The sequence below is a fragment of the Micromonospora sp. NPDC002389 genome, assembly GCF_040296095.1.
GTDB lineage: Bacteria > Actinomycetota > Actinomycetes > Mycobacteriales > Micromonosporaceae > Micromonospora.
This window is the reverse complement of record NZ_JBEOWP010000005.1, coordinates 106,113-118,661: the sequence shown is the minus strand read 5'-3', so window position 1 is coordinate 118,661 and position 12,549 is coordinate 106,113. Positions and strand designations below refer to the sequence as shown.

Below are 12,549 nucleotides of genomic sequence, written 5' to 3'. Positions count from 1 at the left end.
GGGTGTCGCCGGTCGGTAGCAGACTGGGGGCGTGGGAGACGCGCTAGGCCGACGCCGTGCCGGTGGGGCGGGACCGCAGCTCGACGACGTAGTCGTCCGGCGCGCCCGCCTTCTCGGCGGCGTTCGCGATCTCCGAGACGTACCACGAGGTGGGCAGACCACCCTCGTAGCCGTCGAAGACGTAGACCCACGCTGTCACGTCGCCGTCCAGCGTCGAGACCCGGACGGTCAGCTTCCGGTACGTGCCGGAGGTGACGCCCTCGATCTCGTCGAGCTGGGCCGCGTCGTACGGGTGGATGTCGTAGAGCGCCACGAAGACCCGGTCGCCGGGGGATTCGACCACGGTGCTGACGGCACCCTCCCAGCCGATGACGTCCTCACCGGCGAAGGTGAGTCGCCAGCCCTCCAGCCAGCCGATGCCCACCATGGGGGAATGCGGGCAGTAGGCACGCATTCGGGCAGGGTCCAGGTTCGAGCCGTAGGCGGCGTAGAGACGCACGGCGATGACGATAGCCCGACGGGCGCGTGGGGGAGAATACGACGGTGCGTGTCGGACGCGTCGGGGAGAAGAAAGTCACTGTGAGCATGGACGAAGGGCGGTCGTGGTGAGCCAGATCGTGATCATCGGCGGGGGGCCGGCCGGTTACGAGGCCGCGCTGGTCGCCGCTCAACTGGACGCCGACGTGACCGTGGTGGAGTCCGACGGCGCGGGCGGTGCCTGCGTGCTGTCCGACTGCGTACCGTCGAAGACGTTCATCGCCAGCTCCGAGGTGGTGACCGGATACCGCGACACCGAGGTGTTCGGGGTGCACTCCGACGGCCTGGAGGCGGTGACCGTCGACGCCCGGGCGGTCCACGAGCGGGTCAAGCGGCTCGCTCTGGCGCAGTCCTCCGACATCCACGCGAAGCTGCTCAAGGCCGGGGTCACCTTCGTCTCCGGGCGGGCCCGGCTGGGCGAGGACACCCTGGGCCACACCCACCGGGTGATCGTCACGCCGGACGGCGGCGATGCGCCGTACTCGATCAGTGCCTCGACGGTGCTGGTCGCCACCGGTGCCACCCCGCGCCAACTGCCCACCGCCGTGCCGGACGGCGAGCGCATCCTGACCTGGCGGCAGGTGTACGACCTGCCCGAGCTGCCCGAGCACCTGATCGTGGTCGGCTCCGGCGTGACCGGCGCCGAGTTCGCGAGCGCCTACCTGGCGATGGGCGTCGAGGTGACCCTGGTCTCCAGCCGGGACCGGGTGATGCCGCACGAGGACGCCGACGCGGCGCAGGCGATCGAGCGGGTCTTCCGGGCCCGGGGCATGAGCATCCTGAACAATTCCCGCGCCGAGGGGGTCCGCCGGACCGACGACGGCGTCGAGGTCGTCCTCTCCGACGGTCGCAAGGTGTACGGCTCGCACGCGCTGATCGCGGTCGGCTCGATCCCCAACACCGAGGAGCTGGGCCTGGCCGAGTACGGCGTCACGCTGGCCCGGGGCGGGTACGTGACCGTGGACCGGGTCTCCCGCACCAACGTCCCCGGCATCTACGCGGCCGGCGACTGCACCGGCGTCCTGCCGCTGGCCAGTGTCGCCGCCATGCAGGGCCGGATCGCCATGTGGCACGCGCTCGGTGAGGCGGTCCGGCCGCTACGGCTGCGGACCGTCTCGGCGAACGTCTTCACCGACCCCGAGCTGGCCACCGTGGGCGTGTCGCAGGACGAGATGGACGCCGGCAAGGTGCCGGCCCGGCAGGTGATGCTGCCGCTGGCCGGTAACGCCCGGGCGAAGATGGACGAGGTGGCCGACGGATTCGTCAAGCTGTTCTGCCGCCCGGCCAGCGGTCAGGTGATCGGTGGCGTGGTGGTGGCACCGAAGGCGAGTGAGCTGATCCTGCCGATCACCATGGCGGTGGAGAACAACCTCACCGTCAACGAGCTGGCGCAGACCATCACCATCTATCCCAGCCTCTCCGGCTCGCTCACCGAAGCCGCCCGCCAGCTCATGCTCCACGAACTGGAGTAGCCGCCCCCACCCTCCCCCCGGCGGTGGCCAGGACGGTGAGCAGGGCCACCTCCGCGAGGATGAGGGCGCGCTCGATCAGCCCGTAGTACGCGCGGTCGCCGGGGTAGGCGGACCAGACCATCGCGGCGGCGAGGAGCAGGCTGGCGATGGTCAGCCCGCGCAGCCAGCGGGCGGTGCGGGCGGTGGCGGGCAACTGTGCGGCGATCAGCCAACCGGCGAGCGGCAGGGCCAGGAAGGCGACCACCGAGGCGTACCGGTGCACGTAGGCGGCGGTGCCCATCTCGGTGCCGGGCGGGTTGGTCGGGACCAGTCCGGCCAGCAGCAGCCCGCCGGCCCAGGCCGCGAGCAGCACCTGGGCCGTGCCGAGGCGACCGCGACCCGTACCGGTCGAAGTCCCGGATCGGCCCAGGTGGCGCAGTCCCAGGACGAGCACGGCGGAGGCCGCGGCGAGGGTGAGCATGGCGAGGTGGATGGCGCCGCCGGACTCGGAGACGGCGTAGTCGCTGACGGTCAGGCTCAGCGGGTCCAGACCCTCGACACCCGCGTGGCCGATCACGGCGAGCAGGGCCGCGAGGGCGATGCCGCCGAGTACCAGCGTCGCGCTGTTCCGGGTTGCAGGCATGGCTCAGCCTGTCGCGGCGGGCACCTCAGACGGATCCGGGACGAGCACCGAAATCCGTCCTCGGGGACACCCCGAGCGGCGATCCGGCTTTCCCCGGTGAGCGGCGTCGGGGTGCCGGAGGTGTGCCGCTCCGCTGGTGTGTCACCTCTGTCCGGTCACCAGGTGAGTTGACCGGAACATACCGAGAGTGACGGAGTGTCCGACATCACCCCGTCGGTCGCGGGCGCTGATGACCAGCCGCACCGTCTCCCGCTCCGGGGTCGTCGGGCACCTTTCGGCGGCACTACCAGGGATATCGGGCAGGGTCGTCGCCGATCGACGGTCGCGGGATCGGGTTCGGGACGCGTACCGTTGTCGGCGCGCGGCCCGGCGTGGCGTCGGGTCCCCCGTTCCTGACGCCCGGGCCGCCGCCGGGCCGCTGGCAGGTCCCGTGCCAGCGGCCCGGCCACCTTCCGTCCGCCCGCCGCCGTTGATGACGGGGTGAAAACCCGGCGGCGTGATCGGTCATGGTCCGACGGCGACCGCGATGGCGGCGGCGAGGAAGACGACCTGGAGTGCGGTACGGACGCCGAGCGGGGTGACCGGGCGCCCGGCCAGGGTGAGTCCCCGGCGCGCGGCCGAGACGTTCGCCGGGAACATCGCCAGCATCAGTACGGCCAGTCCGGCAGCGGCCCAGCGGGCGGTGGCCGGCACCAGCAGGCCGGCCGCGCCCGCGAGTTCCAGCACGCCGGTCACCGTGACCAGCAGGTCCGGTCGGGGCAGTCGGGGCGGGACCATCTCGATCAGGTCGCGTCGCCGGCCGGTGAAGTGTGCGATCCCGGTCAGCACGAACATCACGGCCAGCCCGACCCGCAGGGCCGGATGCCAACCGTCGAGCACGGAAATCCCGACCAGGCCGGCCAGCCGGGCGAGCGCGGTGCCCGCCACCAGGGCGATCAGCGGAGCCATCGGTACCTCCTCGAAGACCAATCTTGTCGCCGACAAGATTGGCTCGTGATGGCGCATCTTGTCAATGGCAAGATAGGATCGAGTGATGACCGGCACCCGCGGCTACCACCACGGCGACCTGCCTCGCGCCCTACTCGCCGCAGCGGAGGAGGCGATCAGGGAGTCGGGCCCGGCGGCGCTGAGCCTGCGGGACCTGGCCCGACGTGCCGGCGTTTCGCACGCCGCCCCGGCCCACCACTTCGGCGACCGGGCCGGCCTCTTCACCGCGCTCGCCGTGCAGGGCTTCGACCTGCTCGCCGAGGCGCTGGAATCGACCGGCGGCGAACTGCTGGACCTCGGCGTGGCGTACGTCGACTTCGCCGTGCGGCACCGCGCCCACTTCGAGGTGATGTTCCACCCCGATCTCTACCGATCCGATGCCGCCGAGGTCCGGGCCGCCCGGGACCGTGCCGGTGCCGCCCTGCATGCCGGGGTGACGGCACTGCCCGCCGCCTCGACGGACGTCGGCGACGGGCGGGGCGGCGTGCACGGGCCGCTTGGTGACGCCCTGGCCGCATGGTCGATCGTGCATGGCTTCGCCACGCTCTGGCTGGCCGACGCGCTACCACCCGGTGTGGGTGACGACCCGCGAGAGGTTGCCCGGACGGTGATCGGGCGCCTCTTCGCCCCGGCGGCGGACCCCGGCTGACCGAACGCCGGCCGTCACCAGCTCGTCGGCAGGGGCATCCCCTCGGTGTAGCCGGCGGTGCTCTGCACGCCGATCAGCACCCGCTCGTGGAACTCGTCCAGGTTCCGTGCCCCGGCGTAGGTGAAGGCGCTGCGTACGCCGGAGATGATCTCGTCGATCAGGTCCTCCACCCCGGGCCGCGTCGGGTCCAGGTACATCCGGGCCGACGAGATGCCCTCCTCGAAGATCGCCTTCCGGGCCCGGTCGTAGGGGCTGTCCTCGGCGGTGCGGGCGCTGACCGCGCGCGCCGAGGCCATCCCGAAGCTCTCCTTGTATCGCCGGCCGTCCTCGTCGGTGTAGAGGTCACCGGGCGACTCGTAGGTGCCGGCGAACCAGGAGCCGACCATCACGTTCGACGCCCCGGCGGCCAGCGCCAGCGCCACGTCACGCGGATGCCGTACCCCGCCGTCGGCCCAGACGTGCCGGCCCAGCTCACGGGCGGCCGCCGCACAGTCCAGCACCGCCGAGAACTGCGGCCGACCCACGCCGGTCATCATCCGGGTGGTGCACATCGCGCCCGGTCCGACCCCGACCTTGACGATGTCCGCACCGGCCGCGACCAGGTCGCGTACGCCGTCGGCAGTGACCACGTTGCCGGCCGCCACCGGTACGCCCGGGTCCAGACTCCGGACGGTCCGCAACGCGCTGATCATCCGCTCCTGGTGGCCGTGCGCGGTGTCCACGACCAGGGTGTCCACCCCGGCCTCCAGCAGCGCGGACGCCTTGCCCGCCACGTCGCCGTTGATGCCCACCGCAGCCGCGATGCGCAACCGGCCCAGGGCGTCCACCGCGGGCCGGTAGAGCGTCGCCCGCAGCGCGCCCGGCCGGGTGAGTACCCCGACCAGCCGCCCCTCGCCGTCCACCACCGGCGCCAACCGCCGCCGCGCGGTGCTGAGCCGGTCGAAGCCGGTACGCGGATCCGCGTCCACCGGCACCGTGTGCAGGTCGGCCGACATCACGTCGCGCAACTGGGCGAACCGGTCCACGCCGACCGTGTCCGCCTCGGTCACCACCCCCATCGGGCGGCCCTCCTCGTCGACCACGATCACCGCGCCGTACGCCCGCTTGGGCAACAGGTGGATCGCGTCACCGACGGTGTCGGTCGGGCCGAGCGCGATGGCCGTGTCGTGCATCAGGTGCCGCTGCTTGACCCAGGCGACGACCTCGGCCACCACCTCGATCGGGATGTCCTGGGGGATCACCGCGATGCCGCCGCGCCGGGCCACCGTCTCGGCCATCCGCCGGCCGGCGACCGCCGTCATGTTCGCCACCACCAGCGGGATCGTGGTGCCCGTGCCGTCGCCGGTGGACAGGTCGACGTCCAGTCGCGAGCCCACCTCCGACCGGGCCGGGGCCATGAAGACGTCGTTGTAGGTCAGGTCGTACGCGCCAGGCGCGCCATTGAGGAACCGCACCCGGCCATCATTCCCTCAGCTCAGCAGCAGCGCGACCGCTACCACCACCATCACCAGCGCGATCACGCCGTCGAGCACCTGCCAGACCCGGGCCCGGGCGAGCATCGGCGCGAGCCGGTACGCCCCCGCGCCGAGCGCGCTGAACCAGACGACACTGGCCACCGCCGCGCCGAGACCGAACAGCCACCGGTGCGGCTGCTGCTGCGCGATGCCACCGAGCAGCAGCACGGTGTCCAGGTAGACGTGCGGGTTGAGATAGGTGAAGGCGAGGCAGGCCAGCAGCGTCGCGCCGAGCCGCGTCGGGGGCCGCTGGGCCGGCGTGAGCGCGCTCGGACGCCACGCGCGGCGGGCGGCCAGGGCCGCGTACCCGAGCAGGAAGGCCGCCCCGCCCCAGCGGATCGCGGTGAGTAGGTCGGGTCGGGCCGCCACCACCGACCCCACTCCGGCGATGCCGACGCCGATCAGCAGGGCGTCGGAGATCGCGCAGGTCAGGACGACCGGCACCACGTGTTCCCGGCGGAGGCCCTGGCGGAGCACGAAGGCGTTCTGCGCGCCGATGGCGACGATGAGGGCGATGGACAGGGAGAAACCGGCGACGACAGAGGTGAGCACGGTGCCGACGGTAGGAGCACGGGCGTGGATCAGTCCAGCTAAAGATTCTTCATCCGGTTAAGCTCAGCTTCATGAGCGGTCTGGACTCCACCCAGCTCCGTACGCTCGCCGCAGTGGTCGCCGAGGGCAGCTTCGAGGCGGCGGCGCGGCTGCTGCACGTCACCCCCTCGGCGGTCAGCCAGCGCATCAAGGCCCTGGAGGAGACCGTCGGGCAGGTGCTCGTCCGGCGGCACCGCCCCTGCGACGCCACCGAGGCCGGGCGACCGCTGCTGCGCCTGGCCGGGCAGCTCGCCCTGCTCGAACGCGAGGCGCTGGCCGACGCCCGAGGACCGCTCGGCGGCGACCGGGCCCGTACCCGGGTCGCCATCGTGGTCAACGCCGACTCGCTCGCCACCTGGTTCCCCGCCGCCCTGGCCCGGCTGCCCGACCAGCCGGAACTCTCCTTCGACATCCGGCAGGACGACCAGGACCACACCGCCGTCCTGCTCCGCGACGGGGTGGTGACCGCTGCGGTGACCGCCCAACGCGAGGCGGTCCAGGGCTGCCGGGTACGCCGTCTCGGCGCGATGCGCTACCGGGCGCTGGCCGCGCCGTCGCTGGCCCGACGCTGGTTCGCCGACGGTCTCACCAGGGCTGCGGCCGCCGCCGCACCCGTGGTGGTCTTCGACCGCAAGGACCGGATCCAACACCGTTTCCTGCGTACGGTGACCGGGCACGCGCTCGACCCACCGGTGCACTACGTGCCGTCGGTCCCGGCGTTCAACGAGTCGATCCGGCTCGGCCTGGGCTGGGGGCTGGTCGCGGAGCAGATCGCCGACGCCGACGTGGCCGCCGGGCGATGCGTGGACATCGCGCCCGGCCGGGTGCTGGACACCCCGCTCTATTGGCAGCACTGGCGACTCGACTCACCGGTGCTGACCGCGCTGACCGCCGCCGTCTGCGCCGTCGCCGCCGAATCCCTGCACTGAGATGTAAGGAGGGGACCCCTGCTATACACGAGGCGTTAGCAGGGGACCCCTCCTTACACGCGGCAGTGCCTCAGGCGATGGTGCAGACGGCGGCACCGGCGGTGATCACCGCGCCGACCTCGGCGGCGAGGCCGCTGACCGTGCCCGCCTTGTGGGCGTGCAACGGCTGCTCCATCTTCATCGCCTCCAGCACCACGACCAGGTCGCCCTCGGCCACGGTGTCGCCGTCGGCGACCGCGATCTTGACGATGGTGCCCTGCATCGGCGAGGTGAGCGCGTCACCGCCCGCCGCCGCGCCGGCCGTGGCCCCGCCACCCCGACGGGTGGGCTTCTTCGCGGCCGGTGCGGCGCTCGCCGTACCCGCGCCCAGCCCGGCGGGGAGGCTGACCTCCAGCCGCTTGCCGCCCACCTCGACCACGATCGTCTCGCGCTCGGCCGGAGCGGCCGGACCGTCGGCCACTGCGGCGAACGGCGGAACCGTGTTGTCGAACTCGGTCTCGATCCAGCGGGTGTGCACCGCGAACGGCTCGGCGGTGAACGCCGGGTCGCGGACCACCAGGCGGTGGAACGGCAGCGCGGTGGCCATTCCCTCGATCACCATCTCGTCCAGCGCACGCCGGGCCCGCTCCAGCGCCTCGGTGCGGGTCTCCCCGGTGATGATGACCTTGGCGAGCAGGCTGTCGAAGTTGCCGCCGATCACGTCGCCGGCCGAGATCCCGGTGTCCACCCGTACGCCGGGACCGGTCGGCAGACGCAGGGCGGTCACCGTGCCGGGGGCGGGCAGGAAGCCCCGACCCGGGTCCTCGCCGTTGATCCGGAACTCGATGGAGTGCCCGCGCGGCGTCGGGTCCTCGGTGAGCCGCAACTTCTCCCCGTCGGCGATGCGGAACTGCTCGCGGACCAGGTCGATGCCGGCGGTCTCCTCGGTCACCGGATGCTCCACCTGGAGCCGGGTGTTGACCTCCAGGAAGGAGATGGTGCCGTCGTTGCCGACCAGGTACTCCACCGTCCCGGCACCGTGGTAGCCGGCCTCCCGGCAGATCGCCTTCGCGCTCTGGTGGATCTGCGTCCGCTGCTCGGCGGTGAGGAAGGGCGCCGGTGCCTCCTCGACCAGCTTCTGGTGGCGGCGCTGCAACGAGCAGTCCCGCGTGCCGGCGACGATCACGTTGCCGTGCTGGTCGGCCAGGACCTGCGCCTCGACGTGGCGCGGCTGGTCGAGGTACCGCTCGACGAAGCACTCGCCCCGACCGAAGGCCGCGACCGCCTCGCGGGTGGCCGACTCGAACAGGTGCGGGATCTCCTCCATGGTGCGGGCCACCTTCAGGCCGCGCCCGCCGCCACCGAAGGCGGCCTTGATCGCCACCGGCAGGCCGTGGTCGACGGCGAAGGCCATCACCTCGTCCGGGCTGCCCACCGGGTCCGGGGTGCCGGGCACCAGGGGAGCGCCGGCCCGCTGGGCGATGTGCCGGGCGGTGACCTTGTCACCGAGGTCGCGGATCGCCTGCGGGGTGGGACCGATCCAGGTCAGGCCCGCGTCGATGACGGCCTGGGCGAAATCGGCGTTCTCGGAGAGGAAGCCGTACCCGGGGTGGACCGCGTCGACACCGGCACGAGCGGCGACGTCGATGAGTTTGTCGATACGGAGGTAAGTACTCGCAGCGGTGTCGCCGTCCAGGGCGTACGCTTCGTCGGCGAGCGTGGCGTGCAGGGCATCCCGGTCGGAGTCCGCGTACACCGCGACACTGCCCAGGCCGGCGTCCTGGCAGGCGCGGATGACCCGGACGGCGATCTCGCCCCGGTTGGCGATGAGTACCTTGCGCACCTTGGTGGCTCCTCCCGGCGGGTTACTGACCGGGAGTTTATAGCTCACCGTGGTGCCCCGAACGATCGCTCAGTGTGGGATGACGCACTGTCTGGCCAGGTCGTGGGCGGCGTGGTGTCGTACCCATGTGGTGGAGTGCCGTGACGATGGTGGCCGGAGTCCGGCCATGAGCGGGGAGTGGAAATGATCGAGACCAGAGGGTTGCGGAAGTCGTTCCGCAGCCGGGCCGGTCGGGAGACGAAGACGGTCGAGGCGGTACGCGGCGTCGACCTGGACGTCCCGGCTGGTGAGATCTTCGGGTTCCTCGGCCCGAACGGCGCCGGCAAGACCACCACGTTGCGGATGCTCGCGACGCTGATCGAACCGGACGGCGGCCAGGCCACCATCGCCGGTGCCGACCTGCTGAAGAACCCGGGCGAGGTCCGCCGCCGGATCGGCTACGTCGCCCAGGGCGGCAGCACCTGGGACGAGTCGACCGCGCGTGAGGAACTGGTGCTCCAGGCCCGGATGTACGGCATCGGCAAGGCCGAGGCCCAGCGTCGGGCGGTACGCGCGCTGGAGGCGTTCCAGCTCACCGAGTTCGCCGACCGCAAGTGCAAGACGTACTCGGGCGGCCAACGGCGGCGGGTCGAGATCGCGCTCGGCATCATCCACGAGCCGAAGATCGTCTTCCTGGACGAGCCCACCACCGGCCTCGACCCGCAGAGCCGGGCGCACATGTGGGACGAGATCCGGCGGTTGCGGGCCGACGGGATGACCGTCTTCATCACCACCCACTACCTCGACGAGGCCGACGCGCTCTGCGACCGCATCGCGATCATGGATCACGGCGAGGTGGTCGCCGAGGGTACGCCGACCGACCTCAAGCGGGAGATCTCCGGCGACATCGTGTTGGTCGGCCTCGACATCGTCGCCACCGGCGAGGCGGAGAAGCTGCTCGACGGCGAGGAGTACGTCAACCGGCTGGAGAGCCTGGAGGAGGGCGGCCTGCGCCTCTTCGTCGACGACGGCGCGACCGCCATCCCGCGGATCCTGCGCCGGGTCGACGGTGCCGGTCTCGACCTCAGGTCGATCGAGCTGCACCGCCCGAGCCTCGACGACGTCTTCCTCACCAAGACCGGCCGCTCGCTGCGCGAGTCCTGAACCGACCAGGAGAAAGTCCCATGAAGCTCGCCCGCGACACCTGGCTGATCTTCCAGCGGCAGTTCCACCTGCTGCTGCGCAACCCCGTGTGGGTCTTCGTCGGCGTCTTCCAGCCGGTGATGTATCTGCTGCTGTTCGCCCCGCTGCTCAAGCCCGCGCTGAACGCACCGACCCAGGCCGAGGCGTACAAGATCTTCGTACCCGGCCTGCTGGTGCTGCTGGCCATCTTCGGCGGCCTGTTCCAGGGCTTCGGCCTGATCGCCGAGCTGCGCGCCGGAGTGATCGAACGCTCCCGGGTCACCCCGGTCAGCCGGCTCGCCCTGCTGCTCGGTCGCTCGCTGCGCGACGTGGTGTCGCTGATGGTCCAGGCGGTCATCATCACCCTGCTGGCGCTCCTGTTCGACCTGCGGGTCTTCATCGGCGACCTGCTGCTGGCATACCTGATGCTCGCCCTGATCGCGCTGATGACCTCGGCGGTCAGCTACGGAGTCGCGCTCAAGGTGAAGAGCGAGGACGCGCTGGCCCCGCTGATGAACACCGTCGCCCAGCCGGTGCTGCTGCTCTCCGGCATCCTGCTCCCGCTCGCCTTCGCGCCCGGCTGGTTGCAGGGCGTCGCCAAGTGGAACCCCTTCTCCTGGGCGGTGGACGGCACCCGCGCCCTGTTCAACGGCGACATCGGCAACGACCGGGTCTGGCAGGGGCTGACCATCATCGCGATCCTCGCCGCCGCCGGCGTCTACTGGGCGGCCCGCCAGTTCGCCCGCAGCGTCCGCTAATGGTTCCGGCGACGGGCCCGTCGCCGGACCGGTGAAAGGAAGGGCCCCTTATTAACGCCTGCGGTAGAGCAGGGGCCCCTTGTTAACGCCCCGCACTCGGGGCCCGGCCGACGCCGCCGAGCACCGGGCGCCGGCACCGGTCTGAGCAGCCTTACGACAGAGGCGGCGACCGGTGCCGGCGAGGCGGTCAGTGCACGTGGGCGAGGGTCAGTCCGTCGGCGATCGGCAACATGACCGCATCCACCCGCACGTCGGCGAGGACGTCGTCGTTGAACGCCGCGATCGCCCGGTCGGCCTCGCTCTCCGGCGCCACCACCCGCCCGTGCCGCAGCACGTTGTCGACGGCGATCACGCCACCCGGCCGCATCCGGGGCACCAACTCGTCCCAGTACAGCGGATAGCTCGTCTTGTCGGCGTCGATGAAGGCGAAGTCCAGGTACCGCTCGTGCGGCAGCTCGCGCAGCGTCTCCCCGGCCGGGCCGATGCGTAGCTCGATCCGGTCGTCCACACCGGCCCGCACCCAGTACCGACGCGCGATGCCGGTGTACTCCTCGGAGATGTCGAAGCAGGTCAGCCGCCCGCCGTCGGCCAGACCCCGGGCGATCGCCAGCGAGGACAGCCCGGTGAACGTGCCCACCTCCACCGCATTGCGAACGCCGAGCAGCCGGGTCAGGAACGTCAGGAAGGCAGCCTGCTCCGGCGCCACCTGCATGGAGGCGTGCTCCGGCAGGACGGCGAGGGTCTCCTCGGCCAGGTCACGGACGATCTCGTCCGGCGGCGCGCCGTGCGCGACGAGGTACGCGTGCAACTCGTCGGTGAGCGGAATCGACTTGAGCGTCATGCCCGGACGCTAGCCGAGCGGCTCGATGCTCTGGTTGCCGGGCGCGACTTTTGTCCACAAATCAGTGATCCGCAGATCCAACTCGGCCAGCAGCCGTCGCAGCAACGGCATGGACAACCCGACGACCGTCCCCGGATCGCCCTCGATCCGCTCCACGAACGCCCCGCCCAACCCGTCGATCGTGAACGCGCCGGCCACCGCGAGCGGCTCGCCGGTGGCCACGTACGTGGCGATCTCCTGGTCGTTGATGTCGGCGAAGTGCACCACCGTCGAGGCCACCGCCTCGGCCCGACGCCCGCCCACGATGTCGATGAGACAGTGGCCGCTGTGCAGCACACCGCTGCGCCCCCGCATCCGCTCCCACCGCCGGGTCGCGTCGGCAGCATCGTCCGGCTTACCGAAGATCTCACCGTCGAACGCGAGCACCGAGTCGCAGCCCAGCACCAGCGTCCGCTGGCCGTCGCCGGGCCGCAGCCGGGTCAGCACCGCCTCCGCCTTGAGCCGGGCCAACTCCAGGCAGAGATGCTCCGCCCGATCGGTCACCACCACACTCTCGTCGACACCACTGACCAGCACGTCCGGCTCGATGCCGGCGGCCTGCAGGGTCTTACGGCGGGCAGGGCTGGCCGAAGCGAGCACGAGGCGGAGCGGAAGCGCATCAGACAC

General features: G+C 71.7%; 13 protein-coding genes. 5 read left to right on the top strand and 8 right to left on the bottom strand.

The window, feature by feature from the left end; translation table 11 throughout:
* Positions 1 to 43: 43 nt before the first annotated feature.
* On the bottom strand, positions 44 to 499 hold the full coding sequence (locus tag ABT008_RS11665; RefSeq protein ID WP_350695781.1) for a gamma-glutamylcyclotransferase: 456 nt from the start codon (positions 497 to 499) through the stop codon (positions 44 to 46).
* Positions 500 to 605: 106 nt separating this feature from the next.
* Between ABT008_RS11665 and ABT008_RS11660 the strand changes: the two genes are divergently transcribed.
* A complete protein-coding gene (locus tag ABT008_RS11660) occupies positions 606 to 2,009 on the top strand; it encodes an NAD(P)H-quinone dehydrogenase (protein ID WP_350695780.1) in 1,404 nt (467 codons plus the stop codon).
* Here ABT008_RS11660 and ABT008_RS11655 read toward each other — a convergent pair.
* Together ABT008_RS11655 and ABT008_RS11650 are read right to left on the bottom strand one after the other, a co-directional pair.
* Positions 1,987 to 2,631 (bottom strand): DUF998 domain-containing protein, encoded by a 645-nt coding sequence (locus tag ABT008_RS11655; RefSeq protein WP_350695779.1) that lies wholly within the window; start codon positions 2,629 to 2,631, stop codon positions 1,987 to 1,989. The genes ABT008_RS11660 and ABT008_RS11655 overlap by 23 nt on opposite strands.
* 504 nt (positions 2,632 to 3,135) lie before the next feature.
* Complete coding sequence (locus tag ABT008_RS11650; RefSeq protein WP_350695777.1) at positions 3,136 to 3,579, bottom strand: DoxX family protein; 444 nt, start codon at positions 3,577 to 3,579, stop codon at positions 3,136 to 3,138.
* An 85-nt stretch (positions 3,580 to 3,664) separates the two neighbouring features.
* Here ABT008_RS11650 and ABT008_RS11645 point away from each other — a divergent pair, with 85 nt between their 5' ends.
* Positions 3,665 to 4,267, top strand: a complete 603-nt coding sequence (locus ABT008_RS11645) for a TetR/AcrR family transcriptional regulator (protein WP_350695776.1) — start codon at positions 3,665 to 3,667, stop codon at positions 4,265 to 4,267.
* A 14-nt stretch (positions 4,268 to 4,281) separates the two neighbouring features.
* Here ABT008_RS11645 and ABT008_RS11640 read toward each other — a convergent pair whose 3' ends face one another.
* Both ABT008_RS11640 and ABT008_RS11635 read right to left on the bottom strand, forming a co-directional pair.
* Complete coding sequence (locus ABT008_RS11640; RefSeq protein WP_350695774.1) at positions 4,282 to 5,721, bottom strand: GuaB1 family IMP dehydrogenase-related protein; 1,440 nt, start codon at positions 5,719 to 5,721, stop codon at positions 4,282 to 4,284.
* 15 nt (positions 5,722 to 5,736) lie between these two features.
* Positions 5,737 to 6,333, bottom strand: coding sequence for a LysE/ArgO family amino acid transporter (locus ABT008_RS11635; RefSeq protein ID WP_350695772.1), 597 nt, complete (start codon positions 6,331 to 6,333; stop codon positions 5,737 to 5,739).
* 71 nt (positions 6,334 to 6,404) lie between these two features.
* Here ABT008_RS11635 and ABT008_RS11630 point away from each other — a divergent pair, with 71 nt between their 5' ends.
* Positions 6,405 to 7,301, top strand: coding sequence for a LysR family transcriptional regulator ArgP (locus tag ABT008_RS11630; protein ID WP_350695770.1), 897 nt, complete (start codon positions 6,405 to 6,407; stop codon positions 7,299 to 7,301).
* A gap of 70 nt (positions 7,302 to 7,371) precedes the next feature.
* Here the strand turns inward: ABT008_RS11630 and ABT008_RS11625 are convergent, their stop codons facing one another.
* Positions 7,372 to 9,123: an acetyl/propionyl/methylcrotonyl-CoA carboxylase subunit alpha gene (locus ABT008_RS11625; RefSeq protein ID WP_350695768.1), complete on the bottom strand. Its 1,752-nt coding sequence runs from the start codon at positions 9,121 to 9,123 to the stop codon at positions 7,372 to 7,374.
* Positions 9,124 to 9,306: 183 nt separating this feature from the next.
* Here ABT008_RS11625 and ABT008_RS11620 point away from each other — a divergent pair, with 183 nt between their 5' ends.
* Positions 9,307 to 10,266, top strand: coding sequence for an ATP-binding cassette domain-containing protein (locus tag ABT008_RS11620; protein WP_350695766.1), 960 nt, complete (start codon positions 9,307 to 9,309; stop codon positions 10,264 to 10,266).
* A gap of 20 nt (positions 10,267 to 10,286) precedes the next feature.
* Positions 10,287 to 11,042 (top strand): ABC transporter permease, encoded by a 756-nt coding sequence (locus ABT008_RS11615; RefSeq protein ID WP_176092558.1) that lies wholly within the window; start codon positions 10,287 to 10,289, stop codon positions 11,040 to 11,042.
* Between the two features lie 187 nt (positions 11,043 to 11,229).
* On the opposite strand, the gene ABT008_RS11610 is transcribed toward ABT008_RS11615, so the two are convergent.
* Together ABT008_RS11610 and ABT008_RS11605 are read right to left on the bottom strand one after the other, a co-directional pair.
* Positions 11,230 to 11,883 (bottom strand): O-methyltransferase, encoded by a 654-nt coding sequence (locus tag ABT008_RS11610; protein WP_350695764.1) that lies wholly within the window; start codon positions 11,881 to 11,883, stop codon positions 11,230 to 11,232.
* A 9-nt stretch (positions 11,884 to 11,892) separates the two neighbouring features.
* The gene (locus ABT008_RS11605; RefSeq protein ID WP_350695763.1) at positions 11,893 to 12,549 is read right to left on the bottom strand and encodes a Maf family protein; all 657 of its coding nucleotides are present in this window, start codon (positions 12,547 to 12,549) and stop codon (positions 11,893 to 11,895) included.

What these genes read in the sequence shown, in the direction of transcription:
- ABT008_RS11655 (WP_350695779.1), bottom strand. Translation starts at nt 2,631, where the DNA reads ATGCCTGCAACCCGGAACAGCGCGACGCTGGTACTCGGCGGCATCGCC.
- ABT008_RS11650 (WP_350695777.1), bottom strand. Translation starts at nt 3,579, where the DNA reads ATGGCTCCGCTGATCGCCCTGGTGGCGGGCACCGCGCTCGCCCGGCTG.
- ABT008_RS11645 (WP_350695776.1), top strand. Translation starts at nt 3,665, where the DNA reads ATGACCGGCACCCGCGGCTACCACCACGGCGACCTGCCTCGCGCCCTA.
- ABT008_RS11630 (WP_350695770.1), top strand. Translation starts at nt 6,405, where the DNA reads ATGAGCGGTCTGGACTCCACCCAGCTCCGTACGCTCGCCGCAGTGGTC.
- ABT008_RS11620 (WP_350695766.1), top strand. Translation starts at nt 9,307, where the DNA reads ATGATCGAGACCAGAGGGTTGCGGAAGTCGTTCCGCAGCCGGGCCGGT.
- ABT008_RS11615 (WP_176092558.1), top strand. Translation starts at nt 10,287, where the DNA reads ATGAAGCTCGCCCGCGACACCTGGCTGATCTTCCAGCGGCAGTTCCAC.
- ABT008_RS11610 (WP_350695764.1), bottom strand. Translation starts at nt 11,883, where the DNA reads ATGACGCTCAAGTCGATTCCGCTCACCGACGAGTTGCACGCGTACCTC.